Genomic DNA, 24764 nt, shown 5'->3' on the forward strand with positions numbered 1-24764 from the left:
GTTCGCGAAGCGGATCATGACCACCACTCCTTCGCCGGACTATCTGAGGCAAGGAAACACTAGCACGAAGCGATCAGGCGCTGGCGGTATATTTCCGTCGCGTCCTCAGGTTTCGTTAAACATCCGTGAATGGGAGCGCGCGGCGAAGGCCGTGCATGTCACGGCTCAGGCAGAGGCGAGGAGACCCTCGACGATGGCGGGAAGCTCGGCGTGGTGGTCGAAGGCCGCCGCATGCGGAATGCTCTCGACGGGCGTGCGACGATATCCGCCCGTGAACAGAAGGAAGGGAACGCCGGCCCTTTGCGCCGTCTCGGCATCCACCTCGCTGTCGCCGACGTAAAGGCACGGGCCCTCGCCCAGGTCGGCGAAGGCGGCGAGAAGCGGCGCGGGATCGGGCTTGCGCCCGAGGGGGTTGTCGCCACCCCAGACGGTGCCGAACAGCTCCCCCATCCCGAGGTGTGCCAGCACGGCCATGCAGGGGCTGCGCAGCTTGTTGGTGCATATCCCGAGCTGGTGGTGCGACGAGAGTGTGGCAAGCATGTCCCTCACGCCCGGATAGACTTCCGTCAGCGTCACGGCGTCGTCGTAGCGCGAGACGACGTCCGCCAGCAGGCGCTCCTGTTCGCTGTCAGGGATGCCACGCGCGGCGCGCATCTTTGCGACAAAGACATGGATGCCCTCGCCGATGAACCCATGCGTTTCTTCAAGCGTGACGGGCGCTGCACCTACGCTCTTCAGCGCGGCATTGGCGATCCCCTGGATGTCCCGCGCGCTGTCGATCAGCGTGCCGTCGAGGTCGAAGACGATGCGCGCGCTCACGGCTGCACAGGTGAGGTTGGGGCTTCGGTGCGATGGCGGATCGAAAAACGAAACAATTGGAGAGGTTCCACGCGGTTTGTCATCCTTTGGTCAGATTAGTTGACTGTCTGCCGGATATGAGAACCGACGCACCCCCCCATGATTTCAGAAGGCCCCGACCGCATCAACGTCGGGCTTGTCCTGTCAACGGGACCTGGCGAGGCGCCCGTGTCTCGCCGCGCTTCGACCTCAGGCCCCGGCGAGGCGCTCGAATATCGCCTCGATGCGCGAGGCGGCCTCGGCGCAGGGCCGCTGCGCGTGGAACCGGGCGAGGCGCAGGGCGACAGCGTCGAGGCACCAGCCGAACGCGGGACCCGCAGACAGGACGATCTCACGCGTGGCCGCCTCGACCGTGGCGGTCGCAACCAGACCCTCGGCCTCGGCCTGCCACAGGCGGCCGTAGAGCTGCGCGAGGTCGTAGTCGGGCGGCCCCAGGGACACGCTCTCGGTGTCGATCAGGGTCGTTCGGCCGCCGTCGAGGAAGATGTGCTCGAGCTTGACGTCTGCGTGGATCGGGCGTGAGCCAAGGCGGGGCCGCCCCTCCGCCAGACGCGCGAGGATCCGCGCGGCGGCGGCAAGGCAGGCGGGCACGGTCGCCGCAACAAGGTCCACGCAATCGGCCGACCTTTCCAGGATGACCTTCCGTGTCATGTGCCGCTCGGGCGTCGGCGCGAGGGTCTGAAAGCGCCGCAGCGCATCGAGGCTCTGAAGCACAGGTTCGACGCCGCCCCGCGCCAGAAGGATATCGAGCGGCGCGCCTCGTGCCTCGCCATAGGCGATGGCCGACAGCGACGCGTCCGTCGCGACCACGGGCGCGACCGATAGCGGTCCGCCGGCAAGGGCCTCGGCAATCCGGCGGTTCGCCGGGGCGAGAAGTTGGGGGTCGGCGTCCGCGAGGATCTTGACGTAGACAGCGCCGCCTCCCGCCCGTTCGCAGCGGAAGGTGCAGGAGAGGCCGGGGCGATAGCGGACGACGCGGGGCGCGCCGGCGGGTGTCCCGCCGATCAGTGCGGGTGCGCGGGCCCCGTAGTCCTTCAGAAAGAGACGCACCTGCGGCAGTCGGTGATCGTTCGGAAAGGCCTCGTACAATGCGCCCGACACCTCGTCATAGGTCGCGGCTTCCGTGCGCGCCGCCAGACGCCGCGCCTTGTCGCCTTCGAAGAACCAGGCCGACCCCTGCCCCGTGCCGGACGGCCCGGTGGCGAGGTGGAGGACCGCGCGCTTTCCCGCGCGATAGCGAAGCCGCACAAGCGACGCCTCGTCCGTCCCGGCGATGCGCTTGAGCGCATCGGCTCCAAGGGCGGAAAGCCCCGGAAGCCCGGCATCCGCGATTGCGATCACGCCGCCGCCTCGTCGATCAGGCGACGCACGGCCGCAGCCGGTGCGGAGGTAAAGGCGCGGATCATCGCAAGCCGCAAAAGGGCCGCGGAGCGCCAGAGGCCGATCCCTCGCAGGTCGAGCGCCGCGCGGAGCGGACGCTCGTCCACCCCGGCCAGGCAGAGGTGCGCGAGCAGGTTGCCGGGGTCGAGGGCCGGGTGGGCGCGCGAGAGCGTGTCGAAATCGAGGATGCCCGCGACCCCGCCGGCCAGCAGAATCTGTTTCTCGTGCAGGTCCCTGTGACACAGGACAAACTCTGTGTCGCTGCGCGCAAGTGCGTCGCATGCCTTCGCCACCGGCGTCTCCAGCCTCTCCGCCAGATCGGGCAAATAGACCCGGCACCGGCCCAACCACTCTTCCAGAAGCTTCGCCTCGTCGCTGCCGCCGTGCTTGGGCAAATCCTCGACGCCGAGACCGCGCAGCGTCTCGAGGGCACGGGCGATGGCCTCTGCACCGTTGCGCCCGAAGGCGGCAGGCTGTCCGGGAAGCGCGCTGAAAAGCGCGACGCCCAGGTCGGGCGACGCCCCGAGCGGCTGGGGTATACGCAGCGCCGCATCGGGTCCGAGCGCGCGCCAGAGGGCGGCATGGCGGGCCAGCCGACCGCCGCCTTCGCCGCCCTTGACGACGGACAGACGAGCGTAGAGGTCGCCCTGCCCGGTCCCGATCCGCAGGACGGCGCGCTTGCCCAGACGGTGCGCCACGAGGTCGACCGTGACCTGTCCCGGATCGCATCCGGTCAGCTCTGCAACCACCCGGCGCGCACCCTCGGCGTCGTAGAGAAGCCGCAGACCAGACAGCCGCTCGTCGAGGCCCGGCTGCCTCCAGACCAGCCCCAGCACCTCATCGGCGAGAATGGCCGCGCGCGTCAGTCCGGCCCGCTGACCGTGCCGCGACTTCCGAAGGCTCGCCGCGACCTCGGAGGCATGAAGCATCGTTCCCGTGCCGCAGTCCTCGGCGAAGAGCGTGCGCGTTTCGCCCGACCTGAGCGTCGCCGCATAGGTCAACTGCACCGGGCGACGCGAGGGGAAATGAACGCGGTCCAGCCGCAGCCCGGCCGGAACCTCGCCCAGAAGCGGCGCGACGTCTTGGGGCGGCACGCTTCGCCATGCCTCGATCCGTTCGACCGGACGCTCCAGCACCGCGCTCATGCCGACAGGATCCGGCTGTTGCGGGGATACTCGACGAACTGCCCGTCCTCGATCCGCACCACGCGGCTGGCCAGCGACAGCGTCAGCGCGTCGTGCGCGATGAGGAATGTCGTCCGCCCCGCCGCCGCCCGTCGCAGGCCGCCCAGAAGGCTTCGCGCGGTCGCAGGGTCAAGACCCGTCAACGGTTCGTCGAGGATCAGGATCGGCGCGTCGCGCAGCACCGCCCGCGCGATGGTGATGCGCTGGCGCTGCCCGCCCGACAGGGTCTCGCCCCTCTCGCCCAGAACGGTGTCATAGCCCTCGGGCAGGAGCCTGATGAACCCGTCCGCCTCGGCCTCGCGCGCCGCCGCGACGATCTCGTCCTCGGTGGCATCCAGGCGGCCGTAGGCGATGCTGTCGCGTACTGTCGTCCCGAAAAGAACGCTGTCCTGAAGCACGACCGAGATGTTTCCGCGCAGTGTGTCCAGCGTGAACTCGCGGATGTCGTGTCCGTCGATCCGGACCGAACCCTCCTGCGGATCGTAGAACCGCATGATGAGGCGCGTCGCCGACGACTTGCCGATCCCCGACGTGCCGACGATGGCGACGATCTCGCCCGGATTGAGGTTCAGATAGGCGTTCCGGAGAACCGGCGGCGATCCCGGATAGGCGAAGGTGACGTTCGCAAAGCCGACCCGCCCGGCCAGAAGACCGGCATCGACCGCGCCGGGCCGTTCGGCGACCTCGGGCGACAGGTCGAAGATCTCGAGAAGCCGCTCGCCCGACGCGGTGGCCTTGGCCACGCGCGCCGTCATCGCCGCCATCTTCCGTACGGGCTTGTAGAGCGTCGAAAGATAGGCGGTGAAGACGAGAAGGTCACCCGGGCTGATGGCCCCGCTACGCACCCGGACGACGCCGTACCAGAGAACGAGCGCCGTCCCGAGCGCCAGGATCACCTGCGTCACCCGGTCCATGTTCGCCGCCAGACGCGTGGTCACGACGCCCGCCTCGGCGGACGAGTTGTTCTGCTTGGCGAAGCGGCTTTCCTCATAGGCCTCGCGGGCGAACCCCTTCACCACGTCGATGGACGAGATGCCCTCGGTCATCACCACGGCGATCTTGCCTTCCTTCCGGCGCTGCCTGCGAGCCGCCCCCCTGATCCGGCCGCCGAAGTGGCGCGTGACCAGCCAGAGCGCCGGCAGGATCGCCAGCGCCGACAGGGTCAGTCGCCAGTCCATCCACGCCATGACGCCCACCGTCGCCCCGATGACGAGGACGCGCGCCGCGAAGAACACCACCGCGTCGATCAGAAGATCGCGCATCATCCGCACGTCACCCGTCAGCCGGGCGATGATGTCGCCAGACGAGGCGGTGTCGTGGAACGAATGCGATAGCCGCTGGACGTGGCGATAGAGGTCGAGCCGGATCTGGGCCACGACCTTCTGCCCGACCGACGCGATCAGGTAGGCCTGCGCAAAGCCCGCCGCACCGCCGACCAGCGCTATGGCGAGAATGGCGAACGCGGTGGCGGCCAGCAGGCCATCGCCGGTACCGAATGTCGCGGTCATCCAGCCGGTCACCGGATCGGTGTCGGGTCGCGGCATCAGGATTCCGTCGAAGACGACCTTCAGGGGCCAGGGCCGCGCCACCTCGGACGCCGCGACGCCGATGAGCGCCAGACCTCCCAGGACCAGCCTCCGGCGGTGCGGCCGCAACTGCGGCGCCATGCGTCGGACAAGACGCCAGAGCGCGTCTGATCGCAGCGGATCCCGGCTCATGCGGCCACCGTCCGCAGTCCGGCGAGGGCGACCACACGCCGTGCGTTGTCGGTCCAGTCGTGCCGTCTCCCAAGGTCCGCCGCCGCCATCGACATGACGCGTCGCCGCACGGGGTCGGCGCAGAGGTCCGCCATGCCGCGCGCCAAAGCCCCGGCGTCGCCGGGCGGAAGAAGGATCGCCGCCTCGGACCCGGCCAGAAGCTCTGCCGTCTGGCCGATGTCGCTGGCCAGCACCGGGCTTCCGACGGCGAGGTATTCATAGAGCTTGAGGGGCGAGAAGTAGTGCGTGTCGGACACCGGGTAGGGCGCGGTCGCGACGTCCATCCGGGCGATGAGCGACGGCAACCTTGCATGGTCGACCCACCCCGCCAGCGTCACCGCCTCGCCGAGGGTCGCGCCCGCGACGAACCCCTCGATCCAACCCGCTTTCGGCCCGTCGCCGCAGATCAGCAGATGCGCCCTCGGCTCGACCGCCCGGAACAGGCGGAAGGCCTCGAGCAGGGTATCGACCCCGTGCCACATCTTGAGCGAGCCGGTGAACCCCACGACGAAGGCGTTGTCCGGTATCCCCGCCACCTCGGCCGGCGGCACGTCGGGTCGGAAGTGCCGGGTGTCGACCGCGTTGCCGATGACGTGGACGCGCCCCGACGCCGCTCCTGCACAGACAAGATATTCCGCGACCTGGGACGACACCGCCGCAAGGGCCGTCGATCCCGCCAGCACCTCGGCCTCGAGGGCGCGGGCCTCGGCGTCGCACACGAGGCTGCGGAACGCGGCCTGTTCCATCACGAGAGGCGCGTTGACCTCTGTCACCACCGGCAGACCCAGACGCCGGGCGGCGCGGACGCCTGCGGCGGACCAGAGCGAATAGCGCTCATAGATCATGTCGAAGGGCCATTCGCGGTAAAGCGACATCAGGCGCGCCTCGATCGCCTCGGCCTGACGCATCGCCGCGCGCTCCTTGTCGGCCCGGTCAGCGCCCGACCCGGTCTGCGGCACCTCCTCGACCCAAAGACCCTGCCCATCGCCGTCGCCGCGCCGCGCCGTCAGCGCGCGGACATCGTGGCCGACGGTGACGAAGGCGCGCATCATCTCCTGGATGTGGATCGACGCGCCCTTTTCGCCGAAGACGGGGATGCCGCGATCGGCCGAGACATAGGCGATCCGCATCACGCCGCCTCCCGCGAGGGCCGCGCCGGGTCGAGAAGCAACTCCCGCAGCCGCGCCGCGTTGGCGGTCAGATCGAACAGACGCTCGGCCCGCAGACGCCCGGCCCGTCCCATGCGGCGCGCGGTCTCGCGGTCGGACAGGACATCATCGAGTGCCTCGGCCAACGCGCCGGGATCGTTCGGCGCGCAGAGCCTTCCGGTCACGCCGTCTTCGACGATCTCGGGCCCGCCCGAAACGGTCGTCGTCACCACGGGAAGCCCGCGTGCCATCGCTTCGAGAAGCACCGTCGGCAGCCCGTCGCGGTCGCCCGAGTCCGTCACCACGCAGGGCAGAACCGCAACCTCTGCCTCGGCCATCAGGCGGATCAACTCCTCCTGTGGCAGGGCACCCTCAAGCCGGATTTCTTTTGACAACTCAAGGCGTTCTATCGTCGAGCGAAGGGAGGACTCCAGGGGGCCCGATCCCACGATAGACAGATCGAAGGCCCGGCCACGGTCGCGAAGCCTGCGGCAGGCCTCGACCAGAACGTCGAAGCCCTTCTTCGGCACCAAACGCCCTACGGCGATCATTCGTCCGGGCACCTGCGTCGCGGCAGATACGGGCCGGAAGGCCGACAGGTCGATACCGTTGTAGAGCCGCACGACCCGCGCCTCGGGACAAAGCGACGTCAGGTAGCGCGCGTTGTAGTCCGACACGGTGGCGACGAAAGCGGCTGCGCGCAGTTTCGCGCGCCGCATGGCCGCGTCTGCCTCCGGCGTGACATAGGTGTGGAAGATGTCGCGTGCATGTGCGGTGAACGAGAAGGTGCCACCCATCCGGCGCGCCGCGAGACAGGCCACGGTGGTCGCGTCAGACCCGAAATGCGCGTGCAGATGCGAGATGCCTAGCCGCGCAGCCTCTCCCGCCACGACCTCCGCCTTGGCCATGAGCGCGCCGACCTCCGCTGCCGACCGGCCCGAAAAAAGAGCCGCGTCGCCCGGAGCGGGTGAGGCGTCGCAGCCCTTGCCCACCGATTTCAGCACATGGACCCGCGCCTTGAGGTCCAACAGTCGCGCGTGCCGCGGCTCGTCCGGCGGGGACAGCAGGCTGAAGACATGGACCTCGGCCCCTGCCGCCTCATGGGCGAGGAGCTCGTTCAGGATGAAGGTCTCGCTGAAACGCGGGAAGCGCTTCAGCACATAGGCGATGCGTGGCTCAGGCATGGGCGCGTTCCTCGGTGAGGGGGGTGCGGACGTCTGCGATCATGGCGGCGAGGACGCGCGCGGCGGTCGTCACCCCGTCCGACTTGAGACGATGAGGAGGCACGCGGGGGGGCGGCTCGGACATGAGCCGCGCGAGAGCTTCGGGTGTCAGGTCCTCGCGCCTCAGGTAACGGGCGAGGCCCTGCCGCTCCAGCGCCTCGGCGCGCAGACGCTGCTCGGACGAAGGTCCCAGCCGAGGCACGGTGACGATCGGGCAATCGAGCGCCAGCGCCTCGTTGATCGAATTGTAGCCGGTCATCGTGACCAGAAGGTCGGCGCCCTCCATCATGCCGGGCAGGTCCGGGACATGCTCGAGCACCGTCACGCCGGTGACGGTGCCGAGCCGCCTCGCCTCGGACTTCAACTCCTCGTCCATCAGGGGGCCGGTCACGACGATGAGATGGGGTCGGCGGCGGACAGGTAGCGTGCGGACCGCCTTGATCGCGGCCTCTATGAGGGGATACGCATCCCGTCCGCCGCCACCGGAGACGACGATCCTCGACGGTGCCGCGGGGAAGGCGGGGCGGACACGCGTGCGGACCGTGGTGACGACACCGCATTCGGTGACGGCCCCCGGTTTGAGCAGGTCCAGGCCATAGGCTTCGGCACTTGGGAAAAAGCGCCGGTCGCCATAGACGAGGACGTGATCGTAACTCTCTGAAATCAGGCGATCCGTGCCGGATTGCGCCCAGCCCGACCTGGTGCGGGCGGGATCGTCGAGGATGTCGCGCAACCCGAGCACCGTCCGGACCCGGCCGCGCTCCCGAAGCGCGCCCAGGATCGGCACCAGCTCCTCCATCGCACCGGCGGGCTCGTGGTCGACGAGAAAGAGGTCGAGCTCGATGGTGGTCAGCACGCCCTCGATGATCCGCGACCGCATGGCGCGCGTCGTCTCGGGGTCGATTCGCAGCGATCCGGCCTGGTAGGCTCCCCGCCCCAGCTTGGCGAGCGAGGGAAGCTTGACGTAGTCGATGCCGGGATGCGGCTCGAAGACCATGCCCGCCGGGCAACCGACCAACATCAGGACCGATACGCCGGGTACCTGCGCCACCAGTTCGCGCGCGATGGCCGAGTTGCGGCGCATATGGCCGAGCCCGATGGTGTCGTGCGAATACATCACCACCGATGGCCCGGCGGACGCCGACCCGCCGGGCGCCGCAGGCCGCGTCAAGGCGCCCACGAGCTCGCGCAGACGCGACAGCGCGAAGGGCTTCGACAGGAACGCCGCGACCGTCAGGCCTTCGGCACGGGCGCGGTTCGCGACGCTGTCTTGTCCCGTCATGACGATCACGGGCGTCCCGTGCAGGATCTCGGACGCCTCGCCCAGCACGTCGAGGCCATCGCCGTCGCCGAGAGAGATGTCGGCGATCACGAGGTCGAACCCGCCCCGGCGAAGCGCCTCGCGCGCCGTGGCGGCGGAGGGCGCATGAATGACCTCGGCCCCGGTCTTTCTGAGCGAGAGCGCGATGTTCCGCGCCAGCACCGGTTCGTCCTCGGCAAGAAGTATGCGTGTCATCCCGACCTCGTGTGTTTCGCGGACAGGATGGCAGCGGGCGACCCGCGGCAGGAGAGCGGCAAGCCCCGCGACTGGGGCAAAGCGCCCGCCGGGTTTGGGCGAAATCCCCCAGGAGGTCGTCAGGCCAGGACGGCGCCCGGCAGACCTCCGCCGTCATCTTTAGGGGGATATGCCCCGAATCCGACGCCTATAACCTCGGTTGATTGCCAGGCGATCGGGCAAGATCGGAGAGATTGTAACCAATGCGGACGTGATTCCATGGGAGCCCAACCGGTGCCGAAACTCTTGTCGCTGCGCGACTCTCCGCACTACATGCAGGTTCTCGCGATCTTCGTGGTGACGAGCTTCGTTGCGATCTTCACGACCACGAGCGTGCTCAGCCAGTACCTCGCAAACTACATGACCACGAACATGATGATGCGGGACGCCGTCGTCTCGATGGAGTTCCTCAACTCCATCGTGCGCGTCGAGGAGGCCGATCCAAACTCCTTCGGCATGTCGCGCATCTCGGACCCTGCAGGCGACGCCGAGACACGCGAATTCTTCACGCACGTCTCGCGCCTTCCCGACGTCTTCCGCGCAAACATCTATTCCGCCTCGGGCGAGGTCCTGTGGTCGAGCGACCCCGAATTGATCGGACGCACGTTCGAGGACAACGACGAGCTTGAAGCCGCGCTCGTGGGCAAGCTCGACCCCGAGATCGTGGTCGTCGACCGCGAGGGCAAGGAAGAACATGTCGGCTTCCCGACCGACGTCCAGGAGTTCATCGAGTTCTACATTCCGATCTGGTCCGACGACGACAGCACCGTCATCGGCGCGGTCGAGGTCTACAAGGCCCCCGAAGCCCTTCTCGACACCATCCACGGCGTCGTCACGCTGGCCTGGGTTGGCGCTCTGATGGCGGGGACCGTCCTTTTTACGGCGCTTCTCGCCGTCGTGGTCTACGCAACCCGCATCCTGCGGCGCCAGGAGCAGCGGCTGGTCGAGACCGAGCGCCTGGCCGTCGTGGGCGAAATGGCCTCCGCCGTGGCCCACGGACTGCGAAATCCACTGGCGGCCATACGCTCCTGCGCCGAACTGGTGGCGGAGGACGACATTCCGGGCGACAGCCGCACCGCGATCCACGACATCATGGATCAGGTCGACCGGCTGGAAACCTGGATCCGCTCGTTCCTCACCCGGACCCGCGCGGCGCCGGACAGCGCCGGCGACATTGCGCATGTCGACGTCATCATCCAGCGCTGTCTTGCGGGCTTCGAACCCCAGTTGCGCAAGCGTGGCATCGCGGTCGAGCTGGCACAAAGCCAGGGCAGTCCGGTCGCCTCGGCTGGCTCGGCGGAACTCGAACAGGTGCTGAACACCATCCTGTCGAACGCCATCGAGGCGATGAAGGCGGGCGGCGTCCTGCGGATCGGCTGGCACGCGGCCCCCGGCGGCCGCATCGCAATCGAGGTCGCCGACACCGGCCCGGGCCTCAGCGACGAGCAGATGGCGCGGCTCTTCGTGCCGTTCCAGACCTCCAAGTCGTCGGGCCTCGGCGTCGGTCTGGCGCTCGGGCGTCGCATCGCCGAGCGTCTCGGCGGCTCGCTCGATCTGAAGAACCGCCCCGAGACGGGCGTAGAAGTCACACTGACCGTACCGGCGAGGGCCTGAGATGAGCGATATCCTGATCGTCGAGGACGAGGTGGTGCTCGCGCGGTCCATCGTCAGCTTCCTCGAACGGCGCGGCTTCTCGGCCAGCTATGCCGTCGACGCCGCATCGGCGCGCGCGATGATCGAACGCGACGCCCCCCGCCTCGTGATCCTCGACTACAAGCTGAACGAGGACGACGGCCTCGAGCTTCTGGAGCGCATCCGCGCAGCCTCGCCGCGCACGCAGGTGGTGATGATGACGGGCCACGGCGACATCGACGTGGCCGTCCGCGCGATGAAGGGCGGCGCCCGCGACTTTCTCGTCAAGCCGACGCCCCTGTCGGCCATCGCCTCCATCGCGGGCGAACTGATGCTGGACGAGATGCAGGGCGGCCTCGAACGCACCGGGGCGGACAGGATCGTCGGTCGCTCTTCGGCGGCGAACGCCCTTCGCGCCACCATCCGCAAGCTCGGCAAGCCGGGCGACACCCGGCCGGGCATCCTCATCATGGGCCCCGAGGGCAGCGGCAAGTCGCTGGCGGCCGTGGCCCTGCACGAGACCGCAGCCCCCGAAACGCCGCTCGAGACCTTCGACTGCGCCGTCGACCGCGAGGACGACATGGACGACCGGATGCGCCGCGCGTCGGGCGGAACGCTGATCCTGCGCCATGTGTCGGAGTTGTCCCTCGGCGGGCAGGCACGGATCCTCCAGCGGCTCCAGCAGGACGACCGGCCGCCCTGCCTCATCGCCACGTCCGTTCGCCACCTTTCGCCGGGACCCGGCTTCCTGCCCGACCTTCTGTACCGCATCCAGGTCGGCTGGATCGACATGCCGCCCTTGGCCGAGCGGGCCGCCGACGTCCTGCCCATCGCCGACATCTTCGCCCGCCGGATTGCCCGCGACCGGGGCGAGGCGCGCCCGCGCTTCACCTCCGCCGCCCGCGCCAGGCTGCTGGAGCATGACTGGCCGGGCAACGTGGCCGAGCTTGAGAATTGCATCGCCCGCGCGATGCTAGAGCAGACCGACGGCCAGATCGACGGCCCGCATATCCGTGCCATCGGCGCCAGGCAGTCGGGCGAGCTGCCGACGCTTCGCGACATCGAACTCGGCGCCATCACGACGGCGCTGACCCGCACGGGCGGCAACGTCTCGCGCGCAGCCGAGCTTCTGGGCATCAGCCGCGACACCCTGCGCTACAGGATGGAGAAATTCGAGCTCTCGCGCAGGTAGGTCGCCACCATCGCTTCGTGGTCCGGCCGTCCCGTCTCGCGCAGTTTCAGGTGCCGGCGGACCAGCGCGATGCGCAGGAGGCGGCGGAAGACGTCGTCGTCGCAGGGTCGCCCGATGTCGCGCCACGCGGCGCGCACCCGGTCGGCCCAAAGCTCCACGCCGCCTTGAAGCGAGGTCGCAGAATGGGCTGCGAAGTTGGCGAGGTCCGCTTCGGGAGGTCCAAGCGTCAGATCGTCGAGGTCGACGATCCATACCGTTCCGCCGCCATCGCGGATGAACTGTCCCGCGTGAAGATCGCCGTGCAACGTGGCGGTGCCGCTCGGGACGGTCTCGTCCAGAACGGACCGGATCTCCTCATTCCGCAGCAGCGCCTCTCGCGGACGGATACGACGGAATGGATCGAGGGGAGGAAGGCCAGCTACCGGACATTCGTGAAGCAGGGCGACCAGCTCAAGAAGGCCGGCCAAGCCGCTGGCAAGCAAGGGCAAGCCCGTTTCACCCTCGATCCGCGCGAACGAGACCTGCCGTGCGTCCGCGCCGGCCATCGCATGGGGCGTAGGCAGCCCTGCACGGCGAAGGATCGAGGCGCGCCGAAGCGCCTCGGCCGCCGTCGCCTCGTCCCGGTGCGTCTTCAGGAAACGGGACACGTCATCTCGAGGATCAGTCTGGCCGCGACCGTCGCGCCGTCCGGACCGAGGTCGACGGGGCGTCGCCGGCGCGGATGGTCGATGCGGTCGGCAAGCCAGGCGGATGCCGTGCCGAGGCGGTCAGGACGAAGTGCGCAGCCCAGCCTCGGCCCCCACAGGCGGACCCGCGCCGCCTGATCGTCGAGGCTGCGGGGAATGGCGGCAAGAAGCGTCGGCGTGTCGGTGCTGGCCAGTTCGAGCACCGAATTGTAGCCTGCCGTCGAGATCACCACGTCCGCCGCACGGAAGACGGCGTTCAGATCTCCACTGGGATCGAACACCTCGCCGGCCTCTGGCAGCGCCTCTCCCGAAGCGCGAGGGCCGAGCGCGTGGCGGACCCGAAAGGGGCCTGCCGCAAGCCTCCGCGTCTCTGCGATCACCGCGTCGAGCAGCGGATAGAGACCGGCGCGGGTCTCGGCGGTGCCGCCACCGCCCGTGGCGACGACGATGCCCGCAGTGCCGTCCTCGGGACGACGCGCGCCTGTCGGCCGCAGGATCCACCCGCAGCAATCGACCGAATGCGCGAAGCCTGCGCCGAGGGAAGGACACCAATGTCCTGGAGGGTTCGGGACGATGACCCGATCCCAGGGGCGCCCGTCGTCGCGCCGGAACCCGGTCAGCAGACTGTCGGGCGTCTCGCGCAGGACCAGGACCGCAGGACAGCCCAGGTGCGCCGATCCCGGCAGCTTGAGCGTATCCACCACCGCCAGGTCGAAGCTACCCTGCCCGACCGCCCGCCCCATATGCTGGCGCGCGACGACCTTGATGTCTTGAAAGACCGCGCGATCTTCGGGCAAAAGGCCCTCCGGCGGCGCGTTGGTGAAAAGATGCGCCCGAACCGACGGGTCCGCCGTGTGGATCGCCCGCGCGATCGTGGACAGCCGGCGCAGGTGGCCAAGGCCGGATCTGGACGTTCCGAGAAAGGCGACGGTCTTGGCGCGGGTCATGCTGTCTCCCTCGCGCGGCAGCCTTTCACGCAAGGCCGGACGGCAAAAGCCGCAGGCCCGCTTCAGGCTGGGTCAAAAGCCCCAATTGCGCGTATCCAACGCGCGAAACGGCGCCCGGACCCTTGCGTATGAAGTGCTTTCCAAGATACCGTAATCGCGTTGAAATCGGCTTGAGCGGGACACCCATGACCAGACTTGTCTTCATCGTCAGCGCGACGCTCTGGCTTGGCGCCTGCGCGTCGACTGGCGTCACCACCAGCGGCGCGCCGATCGAAGGCGGAACGTCGAACCTGCCCGATCAGCTGGTGGCCCTCGCCGCGCCGGGCCAGGATCTTCGGTCGGTCAAGCTGATGCCCGAGGACGGCTGCTACTGGTACCGGCACGTCGGACCGGTCGAGACGACGATGCTGCCGCTTCTGTCGGTCAACAAGCGTCACCTCTGCACGGCATCGTCGGCGGCCGCAGCACCCGCCCCGGCAGCCTGAGCCGGGGCCCGGTCCGTCAGGACCGCGCCGCCAACATCCCTTCCGCCGGATAGAGATGCGCGCTCGACCCGAGCGCCACCTGATCGTAGAGCCCGATGATGTGCGCCATCACCATGCGCACGCAGCCAGAGCTGGCGCGGCCGCCGATGGACCGCGGATAGGGCGTACCGTGGATCCGCAGGTAAGTGTCGCGGCCTCCTGAGAAGAGGTACAGCGCGCGCGAGCCGAGCGGGTTGCTCGGGCCGCCGTCCATGCCGTCCGCGAATTTTTCGTAGGCGCCGGGATCGCGCTCGATCATGTCCTCGGTCGGGCGCCAGGTCGGCCACTTCTTCTTGACCTTGATGGTATAAACGCCGGGCTCGTAGAGGTTGCCCTTCGCGATGGCGACCCCGAAGCGCAGCGCGGTCCCGTCCGGCTGGATGTGGTAGAGATAGCGCGCCACGGCATCGACGTGGATGTCGCCCGGACGCAACCCGGAGTTGGCCTCGACCCGCTTCGGCAGGAAGCGGTCGTGGAAGCCCCAGGGGTTCGTCGTCGCGGGATTGTAGTTGGCCGGCGTCACCTGCGCGTCCCACTGGTTCCAGCGGCTGCTGTCCGAAACGGGCTGGCGCGCCGGCGGCTCGGCCGGGGCGTCCACGGCAGTCTCGACGGTGGTTTCGACCGGCGTCGCGTTCGGATCGGCCGCAGCAGGACCCGACGGCGGCAGCAGCGGGCCCTGCATCTCGTCCGACTGCGCGAACACCGGAACGGGCAGCGCCGCCGAGAACAGCGTGGCCGATGTCGCTATGAAGTGCCGTCTTGTCAGAGTCATTCCGAGCGTCTCCGTAAGGTCCCCAGGTCAGCCACCCAGCTAGAGTCAAAATGGGGCGAAATTCAAGCAGTGCCCGCAAAATGCCGGAATCACCTTACGGCACCGTTGCATAAACACGCCCCGGCTAGTGAATTTCTCCCGCGAGGTCGTCGAGGATGGGGCAATCGGGCCTGTCGTCGCCGCAGCAGGAGGCGACCAGCCGCGACAGGAGCGCGCGCATCGACTGAAGCTGCGAGATCTTGGCGTCGATTTCAGCCAGGTGCTCCTCGGCGAGCGTCTTGACCTGCGCGCTCTCGCGGCTCTCGTCCTCGTAGAGGCTCAGAAGCGTCCGGCAATCCTCGATGGTGAAGCCAAGCGCCCGTGCGCGGCCCAGGAAGGCGAGCTTGTGCAGGTCGCTCTCGCGGAAGGCGCGATAGCCGTTCCTGCTGCGCTGAGGGCGAACAAGTCCGATGTCCTCGTAGTAGCGGATCGTCTTGGCCGGCAGGCCCGAGCGTTCGGCGACTTCTCCGATGTTCATGAGCGTTCTCCTATTCGGCTGGCTGGCTGCGCAGGACCGGGGTCGGCGCGGGGGTCTGGGTCGCGCTCATGGCCGGACGAATGCGGCGCAGGCGCAAGGCGTTGGCGAGGACCGACACGGACGACAGCGCCATTGCGCCGGCCGCGAAGACGGGCGACAGGAGGATGCCATAGGCCGGGTAAAGCACACCGGCGGCAACGGGAATGAGAGCCACGTTGTAACCGAAGGCCCAGGCCAGGTTCTCGCGGATGTTCGCCATCGTCCGGCGCGAGACCTCGACGGCGTCCACCACACCCTTCAGGTCGCCCGACATCAGCACCACGTCGGCCGATTCGATGGCGACGTCGGTGCCGGTGCCGATGGCGATGCCCACGTCGGCGTGGGCAAGCGCCGGCGCATCGTTGATGCCGTCGCCCACGAAGGCCACGCGCCGCCCGCCCGCGCGCAACTCGTCGAGCGCGGCCACCTTTCCGTCGGGCAGCACGCCCGCGATGACGCGGTCGATGCCCGTCTCGCGTGCGATGGCCTCAGCCGTCTCGCGCTTGTCGCCCGTGATCATCGCGACCTCGAGGCCCCGCGCCCGCAGAGCTGCAATTGCGGCGCGGCTGGACGGCTTGACGGGGTCTGCGACGGCGACGACCGCCGCCAGCCTGCCGTCGATGGCGGCGTAGACCGCCGTTCGGCCCCGCGCGGCCAGATCGGTCTCGACCTGCGCCAGAGGCGCGATCTCGACGCCCTCGCGGATCATGTAGCGGTCGGCGCCGACCATGACCTCGCGGCCCTCTACACGGGCGGCGACGCCATATCCGGTGACCGAGCTGAACTGAGTCGCAACGGGCACCGTGACGCCTTCGGCCCGCGCGCCGCGCAGAATCGCTTCGGCGATCGGGTGTTCCGACATCGCCTCGACGGCGGCGACGAAAGCCAGCACCTCGTCGCGCGCGAAGCCTTCGGCGACGACCACGTCGGTCAATGTCGGCTTGCCCTCGGTCACCGTCCCGGTCTTGTCGAGCGCCACGACCTGCACGCCGGACAATCCTTGCAGGGCGTCGCCCTTGCGAAAGAGGACGCCCATCTCGGCCGCGCGCCCCGTGCCGACCATGATCGAGGTCGGCGTGGCGAGGCCCATGGCGCAGGGGCAGGCCACGATCAGGACCGATACGCCCGCGACCAGTGCGAAGGTCAGCGCGGGGTCCGGCCCGAAGATCAGCCAGGCCACGACGGTCAGCGTGGCCAGCGCCATGACACCCGGCACGAACCACAGCGTCACGCGGTCGACGAGGCCCTGGATCGGCAGCTTCGCGCCCTGCGCCTCCTCCACCATGCGCACGATGCGTGCGAGCGTGGTATCGGCGCCGACGCGGGTCGCGCGGATGGTCAGGCTGCCCGAGCCGTTCACGGTGCCGCCCGTGACCGCGGCCCCCTCTCCTTTGCTGACGGGCAGCGGCTCCCCGGTAATCATGCTTTCGTCGACGTTGCTCGATCCCTCCGTGACCTCGCCATCGGTCGGGATGCGCTCGCCTGGCCGGACAAGGACCATGTCCCCCACGGACAACCGCTCGACGTCCACATCGACCATCTCACCGTCCCGCAGGACGCGCGCCGTCCGCGCCTGGAGCCCCAGAAGCGCCTGGATCGCCGCCCCCGTGCGCCCCTTCGCGCGCGCTTCGAGCCAGCGGCCGATCAGGATCAGCACGACGATCACCGCCGCCGCCTCGAAATAGACGGCGCGCAGCCCCTCGGGCAGCACGCCGGGCAGGAACGTCGCGACCACCGAATAGCCCCACGCCGCACCCGTGCCGACCGCCACCAGGCTATTCATGTCGGGCGCGCCCTTCAGAAGCGCAGGCACGCCCTTTTCGAAAAACTGTCGTCCGGGACCGAAGAGAACGGCCGTCGCCAGCAGGAACTGGATGATCCAGGAGGCCTCGGTTCCGATGGTCCGCGCGATGAGGTGATGGAAGGCCGGCACCATGTGCGCACCCATCTCCAAGACGAAGACCGGCAAGGTCAGCGCCCCAGCCACGGCGGCGCGGCGGGCGAAGGCGCGGGCCTCGTCGGCCTTGCGTTCGGCCCGGCCTTGCGTCGCGTCGGCCAGCGCCGCTCTCGCGGGGTAGCCGATGGCGGACGAGGCCGCAGCCAGATCGGAAGGTGTCGTGGCCCCTTCCAGATACTCCACCGTCGCCGTCTCGGCGGCGAGGTTCACGGACACCGACAGGACGCCCGGCATTGCCGCCAGCGTCCGGTCAACGCGTCCGACACAGGAGGCGCAGGACATGCCCTCGATGTCGAAGGTCACGCGCGTCCGTCGCGCGGGATATCCCGCGACTTCGAGTGCCTGCGCCGCATCACTCACGCGCGAAACGTCTGAAACGCGGAAGCTCGCCGTCTCTGCGGCGAGGTTCACCGAGACGTCCGTCACGCCGTCGAGCGCCGCGAGCGTCCGGTCGACGCGCCCGACGCAGGACGCGCAACTCATCCCCTCAACGTGCAACGTCACCTTGTCTGCGCCAGTCATGGCAATCTCCCGATTTCCGAGTCGGAACAGGATATAGAGCTTCCAGTCACTGGAAGCTCAAGGGGTCTTCCGAAAGATCTTGACGTTCCACCCGCTGGAAGCCTCAAAACACTTGAATAAGCAGGGAGTCCAAGATGAAATTCAACGTTCCGGGCATGGATTGCGGGCATTGCACCGCTGCCATCACCAAGGGCATTGCCGACGTCGATCCGAATGCGACGGTGCAGACAGACCTCGCGACCAACACCGTCACGGTCGCGTCCGAGCGTTCGGCCACTGAAATCGCGGCGGCGATCAAGTCCGCAGGCTACGACTCGACGCTCGCCTGACGCCGGCCTACTTGTCGCGCTCCATGATCCATTCGACCTCGGGCGCGGGCACGAAGCGCCACTTGCGCAGCGGCCCCGCCATGACGTTGAGGTAGTACATCTCGAACCCGTAGGGCGCACCGCATGGATGATGCCCGCGCGGCACCAGCACCACGTCGCCGTCCGACACCGCCATCGTCTCGTCGAGCTTGCCGTCGTCGGTGTAGACGCGCTGAACCCCGAAGCCCGACGAAGGATTCAGGCGGTGATAATAGACCTCTTCCAGGTAGGTCACGCGCGGGAAGTCGTCCTCGTCATGCCGGTGGGACGGGTAGGACGACCAGTGGCCGGCAGGCGTGAACACCTCGGTGACCAGGAGCGCGTCGGCGTAATCCTCGTTCTCCATCGCCACGTTGTTGATGTGGCGCGTGTTGGTGCCCTTGCCCCGCGTGACGAGGTCGATGCCATCGGGCCCGATCTTCCGCGCCTCGTGGCCGCCCTTGCCGGGGGCGGCGCAGACGGCAAGAACGCAGTCGGTCTCGGCCGTGGCCGTCCACTCCGCGCCGTTCGGGAGATAAAGCGAATGCGGCGGCGTCTTCTCGAAGACGTCCATCCTCTCGCCGAGGACACCCCAGTCCTGTCCCCCACCCTCGATCCGGACCTTGCCCTCGACCACGACGAGGATCACCTCGTTCGAGCCCGTGACCTCGGACGCCGTATCGCCTGCTCGCAGGCGATAGAGCCCGAAGCCCACATAGCGCCAACCGGCGGTCTGGGGCGTGACCTCGTGAACCTTGCCGCGGGTGCCAAAGGGGCGGAGGAGAAGATCGGGCATCGTGTCGTCCTTTCGTCAGGCGCGGGCCTGGGCTGCAGCGCGCGCGTCGTCCCACACGGAACAGAGCCGCGCGTAGGTGTCGGTCATGCTGCGAACAGCCTCGTCGTCGCCGATGCGGCCCGCCATCCAGTCGCTCGCGGCATCGCCGAAGATGGTGCGACCGACCGCGAAGCCCTTGACCAGAGGATAGCTCGCGGCGACGCGAAAGCTCTCCGCCAGCACCTCCTCGCTTTCGCCGAGGCCGAGGATGACGATGCCGCGCGTGTGCGGATCGTTGCGCTCGATCGCCTCGACCGTCGCGTCCCACGCCGCTTCCGAGCGCATCGGTTCGAGCTTCCACCAGTCCGGCCGCACGCCCAGGTCGTAGAAGCGCTCGACGAGCCACGCCGTGGTGTCGTCGCCCACGGGTCCGACCTTCGACGGGATGACTTCCAGCAGGAACTCCAGCCGGTTGCGGCGGCAGGCGTGGTAGAGCCTCAGGATCGTCGCTTCCTGGTCGGCCCAGGTCGCGGCCTTGTCGTTCGGATGGCAGAAGCACAGCACCTTGACGACATGCTCGCGCGGCCACTCCGCCAACCCACCGAAGTCCGGCCCCAGCTCGGGCTCGAGCGTCAGGGGACGCGACCCCGGCCATTCCACCGGACGCCCGATCCACAGGCCCTGCCCCGCCGCGCGGTAAAGCGCGTCGCGTCCCAGGCGAGCGTCGCAGAGAAGCCCGTAACCCGGCTGACCCTGCGCGACCGCGAGCGTGGCGTCGAGGCACAGCTCCTTGAAGCGCCCGATCCGCTCGTCCGTCGCACCTTCCAGCGCCTCCATCTGCGCGCGGTGATCGAAGGCGAAGACGCGCACCGCCGGCCAGTCGGGGTGGCGGTTCGTGGCCCAGTGGACCTGCTCCAGCTCCTCGTCGTTGCGAAGGTCGGGCCGCTCGATCCCGCGGCGGAAGAAGAACTGAAGCTCCTCCCACGACGGATAGGCCGGCGTGCAGCCGTGTCGTGACACGGCGAAAGCGCCGCAGGCGTTGGCGTACTTCAGCGCAATCGGCCAGTCCTCGTCGTCGAGCCAGCCCTTCAGCAGCCCGGACATGAAGCCGTCGCCCGCGCCGAGGACGTTGAACACCTCGATCGGGAACCCGGGACCCGCCTCGCCGTCGTCGAGGCTGTCGGGGATGGCGCCGGTGAAGGCCACCGCGCCTCGCGCACCGCGCTTGCAGACGAGCGTCGCCGCCGACACCTCCCGCACCGCACGAAGGGCCGCGACCGTATCGGTCGAGCCGCCCGCGATGTGGAACTCTTCCTCGGTGCCCACGATCAGGTCGAAGAGATGCAGCGTCGATTGCAGCTTGTCGGTGACCGCTTGGCTTTCGACGAAGCGGCTTTCGCCCTCGCCATGCCCGGCGACGCCCCAGAGGTTCGGGCGATAGTCGATGTCGAGCGCCGTCCTGCGCCCCGCCTCTCGTGCGATCTTCAGCGCCTTCAGCGTCGCGGCCTCGACGCGGGGGTGCGACAGGTGCGTGCCCGTGGCAACGACGGCGCGCGCCTCAAGGATGAAGTCGGGGTCGATGTCGGCTTCGGTCAGACCCATGTCGGCGCAGTTCTCACGGTAGAAGATCAGCGGAAACCGCTCCTGGTCGCGGATGCCCAGAAGCACCAGCGCCGTCAGCCGCTCGGGGTCGGTCTTGACGCCGCGCGTGTCGACGCCCTCACGCTCCAGCTCCTCGCGGATGAAGCGACCCATGTGCTCGTCGCCCACACCCGTGATGACGGCCGACTTCAGACCCAGCCGCGCGGTGCCGCAGGCGATGTTGGTGGGCGAGCCGCCGATGTACTTGTCGAAGGACCGCATGTCCTCGAGCCGCCCGCCGACCTGGCCGCCGTAAAGGTCCACCGATGACCGGCCGATGGTGATGAGATCGAGTGTCGTGGTCACGGTCGCCGCCTTCTTCTGGGCGCTGCCCCGCGCCGCCTCCGCTACGTCACCTAACGCGCGGAATAGGGAATGAGAAGCGCCTCTGCCTCGGCAAGGGCGCTCGGGATGAGACGAAATGACAACATTTTCAACCCTTCATGTTGAGATGTGAGCCGCATATGCAAAGACTTGCATCCGAGAGCGAAAATCTTTAGCGAAACTTTCGCCGAATGGGACGGACACGAATGGACGCTACGCCGAAAGGCCGGAAGAAGTCGCGCGCAACGATGATGGATGTCGCCGAACTTGCCGGCGTCTCGCAGGCGACGGTGTCCCTGGTCCTGAACGGCAGCCCCGACGTCAAGCTGGCCGAGACAACGCGCGAGAGGGTGCGCACGGCCGCGCGCGATCTGGGCTACAGCCTGCCGCGGCGGAAGTCGCGCAAGCTTCCCGACACCCAGCCCGTGCTTCTGTTCCTCGCCGACGAGATTTCCTCGGATCCCTGGATGACCGCCGCCTTCGACGGCGCGCAGAAGAAGGCGCTGGAGTTCGGGCTGAACGCCGTCCTCGCCGTGGCCGCAGACGCCGAGAACGAAGCGGTGGTGATGGAGCAGTTCCAGTCGACGCCGCTGGCGGGGATCATCTACGGCACCATCCTCACGCGGCAGGTCCGGCCATCCGCGCAGGTCACGCGGCACCCGACCGTCCTTCTGAACGGCTGGGACAAGGATCGTTCGCTTCATTCGGTTGTGCCCGGGGACGCGCTTGGAGGCCGCACTGCAGTCGAACATCTTCTGGACAGGGGCCGGACGCGGATCGCGCTCATCAACGGGCTTGAGGGGCTCGAGGCGACGCAGGACCGCGCCCGGGGCTATCGCCAGGCGCTGGCCTCGCGCGAAATCCCGTTCGACCCCGTTCTCGTCCGCGACGGCAACTGGGAGGCGCGCTCGGGCTATGAGGAGACGAAGGCGCTTCTGGCGCTCGAAACCCGGCCCGACGCGATCTTCTGCGCCAACGACCCCATGGCCTTCGGCTGCTACGAGGCGATCCGCGAGGCGGGGCTGAAAATTCCCGACGACATCTCCGTCATCGGCTTCGACGACCGCGAGATCGCCAAGGACATGCACCCGCCGCTGACGACCATGGTCCTGCCGCACTATGAAATGGGAGAGATCGCGGCAGAGATCCTGATCGACATGGCGGGCGGCCACAACACGGTGCCGATCCAGGTCAAGGTCGACTGCCCCCTGGTCGTACGCGCCTCGGTCTGACGCTCAGAGCGCCGCGACGCCGGTCCAGATCAGCCGCAGCGACACGAGGATCAGGATCACGTCGAGCGCGCGTTTGAAGCCGTGGTCGGTCATCCGGTTCAGCAGAAGTTTCCCCGCCAGCGTTCCCGCGAGACCAGCGAGCACCATCACCACGATGAACCCAAGCCACGGGCCGAAGGCGAAGCCGAGGATGGCGAAGATCGCCACCTTCAGCACGTGTTGCAGCGTCATCAGCGAGGCATGGGTTGCGACGTGGCTCTGGCGGGGGAGGTTGAGCGACTTGGTGAAGTTCGCGACGAAAAGGCCCGTCGCGCCGAAGAACATCGTCAGGAAGCTGGAGATGCCCCCGGTCAGGCCCGGCCAGCGCGACAGCCAGGCGGGCGGTTTCGACAGCACGCTCCAGATGACGAAGGCGCCGACGCCGATCTGGACGTAGGGCGGCGGCAGGTTGACGACGATCGACCCGCCCGCCACTGCGCCGATGACCGAGCCTATGGTGAAGGCGAGGAACGGTGGCCAGTAGACATGGCCGAGAAGGATGCCAGCGCGGAACAGGTTCGACCCGATCTGGATCGCGCCGTGGACCGGGATCAGGGCCGCGGGCGGCATCAGGCTCGCCAGCGCGGCCAGCATCAGCGCGCCGCCTCCGATGCCGAGCGCCACGGTGATGAAGGACCCGATGAAGCTTGCTGCCGCGATGCCAAGAAGCGCGGGCACCGAGAAAAGCTCCATCGCACTGCCGAGGAACGACAGGTCAACGTCCAATGGCGTAGGCCTGCATCAGCCGCGGCGTGGCAGCGGCCGAGATCACCCCGTCCGGACGGCGCAGCGCGGCGGTCAGGCGGCCGACCGCCCAGGGTTCCGAGACCTCGACCGCGTGGCCGCGCGCGCGCAGCGCCTCGAGGGTGGCCTGGGCGAAGGCCGGCTCGATCATCAGGTGCGCGGGTTTCAGTCCGCGCGGATAGAAGCTGGCCTGCAGGTGACCGGTGTGGAACAGCGGCCCGTCGATGGCCTGCTGCGGCGTCATGCCGTGGTGGATCATCCGCAGGATGAAGGTCAGCTGCCACTGGTCCTGCTGATCGCCGCCCGGCGTGCCATAAGCCATCCGCGTCCCGTCCGGCGCGCGCGCCATCGAGGGCGACAGCGTCGTGCGGGGCCTGCGTCCGGGCGCAAGCGTCGTGGGCAGCCCCTCGTCCAGCCAGAACATCTGCGCCCGGCTGTTCAGCGGCACGCCGAGGCCCGGCACGACCGGGTTCGACTGGAGCCAGCCGCCCGAGGGAGTGGCCGAGACCATCGTGCCCCAGCGGTCGATGACATCGATGTGGACAGTGTCGCCCCTCCGGTTGGCGAGGTGCGCCATCGTCGGTTCGCCCCCGCCGAGACCCGCCCCCGCACCTGTGCCGATCCGGGCGGAGCGGGCGATGGCGGCGTCGGCCAGCGTCTCGAAGCCCACGATCCTGCCGGGACGCAGGTCGCGGGACGCGGTGTCTCCGATCTGGGTTGCGCGCTCGCGGGCGTAGTCCGGCGACAAGAGACGGTCTGCTGGAATGTCGGCGTGATCCGGGTCGCCATAGAACGCCTCGCGGTCGGCGAAGGCGAGTTTCAGCGCCTCGGTCACCTTGTGGACGAAGCCGTCCGACAGCGGCGCCTCTCCGGCGATACCGAGCGCGTCGAGGATGTTCAGCGCCTGAAGCTGGACCGGACCCTGCGACCAGAACCCGCCCTTGAAGACCTCCCACCCCGCGTGACGGGTCGAGACCGTATCCTCCACGGTCGCGCGCCATCCGGCCATGTCCGCCCCTGTCAACACGCCCTTGCGACGAACGCCGGTGCCGTCCATCGGTTCGATTTCGCGAACGAAGCCGTCGATAGCCTCGGCGACGAAACCCTCGCGGAACGCGCGACGCGCCACCTCGATCTGCGCCTCGCGGCCCGACGCTGTCTCGGCCTCCTCCAGAAGGCGTGTCCAGAAATCGGCAAGCTGGACGTTCCGGAACAGCGCTCCCGGTTGGGGCACGTCGCCGCCCGGCAGCCAGACGGCGGCAGACGTCGGCCACTCGGCGCGGAAGAGATCGGCCTGCCCCGCGATGGTGTCGCAGACCCGCGCGAGGATCGGATGGCCATGCCTGGCGTAGTGGATCGCGGGCTCCAGCACCTCGCGCAGCGTCAGCCGCCCGTGGAGCGACAGCATGACAATCCAGGCGTCGAACGCGCCCGGGATGACCGTGGCGAGGTGGCCCGCCCCCGGGATCAGGTCCAGCCCCTGGTCGCGGTAATGCGCCACCGTGGCTCCCGCTGGCGCCGTCCCCTGCCCGCAGATCATGCGCGGCGCTTCCGCGTCGGCGGCCCACACGAGGGCGGGCATGTCGCCCAAGGGCCCGTTCAGATGCGGCTCGACGACGTTCAGGGTAAAGCCGGCGGCGGCGGCAGCGTCGGCGGCCGTGCCGCCGGCCTCCAGCATCCGCATCCCCACGGCGCTGGCGATCCAGTGTGTCGTGGCGACCGCGCCGAAGGTGCCGAGGATGTCGGGGCGTGTGGTGAAGGTCATCGCG

The 24764-nt window shown here is 68.7% G+C and carries 21 protein-coding genes; 5 read left to right on the forward strand and 16 right to left on the reverse strand.

The genetic code is table 11. The annotated features are described in order from the left end of the window. Window positions 1-165: 165 nt before the first annotated feature. The 7 genes from EF888_RS14455 to EF888_RS14485 form a co-directional block, all read right to left on the reverse strand. Entirely contained in the window at window positions 166-819 is a 654-nt protein-coding gene (locus EF888_RS14455) for an HAD-IA family hydrolase (protein WP_109760742.1), read from the reverse strand. 228 nt (window positions 820-1047) lie between these two features. Further along, window positions 1048-2199, reverse strand: coding sequence for a phosphotransferase (locus EF888_RS14460; protein WP_109760741.1), 1152 nt, complete (start codon window positions 2197-2199; stop codon window positions 1048-1050). After that, window positions 2196-3383, reverse strand: a complete 1188-nt coding sequence (locus EF888_RS14465; protein ID WP_109760740.1) for an aminoglycoside phosphotransferase family protein — start codon at window positions 3381-3383, stop codon at window positions 2196-2198. The genes EF888_RS14460 and EF888_RS14465 overlap by 4 nt, the downstream gene beginning before the upstream one ends. Then, window positions 3380-5140, reverse strand: coding sequence for an ABC transporter ATP-binding protein (locus tag EF888_RS14470; RefSeq protein WP_109760739.1), 1761 nt, complete (start codon window positions 5138-5140; stop codon window positions 3380-3382). The genes EF888_RS14465 and EF888_RS14470 overlap by 4 nt, the downstream gene beginning before the upstream one ends. After that, window positions 5137-6309 carry a glycosyltransferase family 4 protein gene (locus EF888_RS14475; protein WP_109760738.1) on the reverse strand — a complete coding sequence of 391 codons (1173 nt, stop codon included), beginning with the start codon at window positions 6307-6309 and terminating at the stop codon, window positions 5137-5139. Before EF888_RS14475 ends, EF888_RS14470 begins: the two co-directional genes overlap by 4 nt. Next, a complete protein-coding gene (locus tag EF888_RS14480; RefSeq protein ID WP_109760737.1) occupies window positions 6309-7511 on the reverse strand; it encodes a glycosyltransferase family 4 protein in 1203 nt (400 codons plus the stop codon). Before EF888_RS14480 ends, EF888_RS14475 begins: the two co-directional genes overlap by 1 nt. Further along, window positions 7504-9066: a response regulator gene (locus tag EF888_RS14485; RefSeq protein WP_126918583.1), complete on the reverse strand. Its 1563-nt coding sequence runs from the start codon at window positions 9064-9066 to the stop codon at window positions 7504-7506. The genes EF888_RS14480 and EF888_RS14485 overlap by 8 nt, the downstream gene beginning before the upstream one ends. 273 nt (window positions 9067-9339) lie before the next feature. Between EF888_RS14485 and EF888_RS14490 the strand changes: the two genes are divergently transcribed. Together EF888_RS14490 and EF888_RS14495 are read left to right on the forward strand one after the other, a co-directional pair. After that, window positions 9340-10719 (forward strand): sensor histidine kinase, encoded by a 1380-nt coding sequence (locus EF888_RS14490; RefSeq protein ID WP_164721707.1) that lies wholly within the window; start codon window positions 9340-9342, stop codon window positions 10717-10719. Window position 10720: 1 nt separating this feature from the next. Further along, window positions 10721-11929: a sigma-54-dependent transcriptional regulator gene (locus EF888_RS14495; protein WP_109760735.1), complete on the forward strand. Its 1209-nt coding sequence runs from the start codon at window positions 10721-10723 to the stop codon at window positions 11927-11929. Here EF888_RS14495 and EF888_RS14500 read toward each other — a convergent pair. Both EF888_RS14500 and EF888_RS14505 read right to left on the reverse strand, forming a co-directional pair. Beyond that, window positions 11893-12576 (reverse strand): phosphotransferase, encoded by a 684-nt coding sequence (locus EF888_RS14500; RefSeq protein ID WP_164721708.1) that lies wholly within the window; start codon window positions 12574-12576, stop codon window positions 11893-11895. The two genes, EF888_RS14495 and EF888_RS14500, sit on opposite strands and share 37 nt — an antisense overlap. Beyond that, the gene (locus EF888_RS14505) at window positions 12561-13562 is read right to left on the reverse strand and encodes a glycosyltransferase (RefSeq protein ID WP_109760733.1); all 1002 of its coding nucleotides are present in this window, start codon (window positions 13560-13562) and stop codon (window positions 12561-12563) included. Before EF888_RS14505 ends, EF888_RS14500 begins: the two co-directional genes overlap by 16 nt. Before the next feature lie 185 nt (window positions 13563-13747). Between EF888_RS14505 and EF888_RS14510 the strand changes: the two genes are divergently transcribed. Continuing rightward, a complete protein-coding gene (locus EF888_RS14510; RefSeq protein ID WP_109760732.1) occupies window positions 13748-14047 on the forward strand; it encodes a hypothetical protein in 300 nt (99 codons plus the stop codon). Between the two features lie 16 nt (window positions 14048-14063). On the opposite strand, the gene EF888_RS14515 is transcribed toward EF888_RS14510, so the two are convergent. The 3 genes from EF888_RS14515 to EF888_RS14525 form a co-directional block, all read right to left on the reverse strand. After that, entirely contained in the window at window positions 14064-14858 is a 795-nt protein-coding gene (locus EF888_RS14515; RefSeq protein WP_109760731.1) for a L,D-transpeptidase, read from the reverse strand. A 124-nt stretch (window positions 14859-14982) separates the two neighbouring features. After that, window positions 14983-15375 (reverse strand): Cu(I)-responsive transcriptional regulator, encoded by a 393-nt coding sequence (gene cueR, locus EF888_RS14520; RefSeq protein WP_109760730.1) that lies wholly within the window; start codon window positions 15373-15375, stop codon window positions 14983-14985. A 10-nt stretch (window positions 15376-15385) separates the two neighbouring features. Then, window positions 15386-17893, reverse strand: coding sequence for a heavy metal translocating P-type ATPase (locus tag EF888_RS14525; protein ID WP_109760729.1), 2508 nt, complete (start codon window positions 17891-17893; stop codon window positions 15386-15388). A gap of 134 nt (window positions 17894-18027) precedes the next feature. Between EF888_RS14525 and EF888_RS14530 the strand changes: the two genes are divergently transcribed. Then, window positions 18028-18222 carry a heavy-metal-associated domain-containing protein gene (locus EF888_RS14530; protein WP_109760728.1) on the forward strand — a complete coding sequence of 65 codons (195 nt, stop codon included), beginning with the start codon at window positions 18028-18030 and terminating at the stop codon, window positions 18220-18222. 7 nt (window positions 18223-18229) lie between these two features. Here EF888_RS14530 and iolB read toward each other — a convergent pair whose 3' ends face one another. Then, window positions 18230-19036, reverse strand: a complete 807-nt coding sequence (gene iolB / locus EF888_RS14535) for a 5-deoxy-glucuronate isomerase (protein WP_109760727.1) — start codon at window positions 19034-19036, stop codon at window positions 18230-18232. 15 nt (window positions 19037-19051) lie between these two features. Further along, window positions 19052-20962, reverse strand: coding sequence for a bifunctional 5-dehydro-2-deoxygluconokinase/5-dehydro-2-deoxyphosphogluconate aldolase (locus tag EF888_RS14540; RefSeq protein ID WP_109760726.1), 1911 nt, complete (start codon window positions 20960-20962; stop codon window positions 19052-19054). Between the two features lie 224 nt (window positions 20963-21186). Between EF888_RS14540 and EF888_RS14545 the strand changes: the two genes are divergently transcribed. Continuing rightward, complete coding sequence (locus tag EF888_RS14545; RefSeq protein WP_241239679.1) at window positions 21187-22212, forward strand: LacI family DNA-binding transcriptional regulator; 1026 nt, start codon at window positions 21187-21189, stop codon at window positions 22210-22212. 3 nt (window positions 22213-22215) lie between these two features. Here EF888_RS14545 and EF888_RS14550 read toward each other — a convergent pair whose 3' ends face one another. Beyond that, on the reverse strand, window positions 22216-22977 hold the full coding sequence (locus EF888_RS14550; protein WP_241239680.1) for a sulfite exporter TauE/SafE family protein: 762 nt from the start codon (window positions 22975-22977) through the stop codon (window positions 22216-22218). Further along, complete coding sequence (locus EF888_RS14555; protein ID WP_109760725.1) at window positions 22967-24760, reverse strand: gamma-glutamyltransferase family protein; 1794 nt, start codon at window positions 24758-24760, stop codon at window positions 22967-22969. Before EF888_RS14555 ends, EF888_RS14550 begins: the two co-directional genes overlap by 11 nt. Window positions 24761-24764: the final 4 nt, after the last annotated feature.

Source organism: Silicimonas algicola (assembly GCF_003970735.1).
Lineage (GTDB): Bacteria > Pseudomonadota > Alphaproteobacteria > Rhodobacterales > Rhodobacteraceae > Silicimonas > Silicimonas algicola.